The sequence below is a fragment of the Cupriavidus sp. SIMBA_020 genome (genome assembly GCF_046535395.1).
GTDB classification, from domain to species: Bacteria; Pseudomonadota; Gammaproteobacteria; order Burkholderiales; family Burkholderiaceae; genus Cupriavidus; species Cupriavidus campinensis.
This window is the reverse complement of record NZ_JAWRWU010001557.1, coordinates 1-239: the sequence shown is the minus strand read 5'-3', so window position 1 is coordinate 239 and position 239 is coordinate 1. Positions and strand designations below refer to the sequence as shown.

At 50.6% G+C, this 239-nt stretch carries 1 pseudogene; it reads right to left on the bottom strand.

What is annotated here, in order from left to right:
• A pseudogene (locus SB751_RS34835) lies at positions 1 to 115 on the bottom strand (acetyl-CoA carboxylase carboxyl transferase subunit alpha); the annotation flags it as partial.
• Between the last annotated feature and the right edge of the window lie 124 nt (positions 116 to 239).

Genomic DNA, 239 nt, shown 5'->3' with positions numbered 1-239 from the left:
GGTCGATCTCTTCCGAAATATCGACAGCCGAGTCGTCCTGAACGAAGCGCAGTTCTTCGATCTTCGCTTCGAGTTCAGCGATCGGCTGCTCGAAATCCAGAAACGTGGTTTTCATGTGTTGGAATCCTTGCACTTTGCGGCAGCGCGTATTCTAACCGCGCCGGCCCGTGTCGAAATCGGCGCAGAACTATCGAATTGAGATAACGATAGGAAAATTCTGAAGGAACCAGGACAAATCA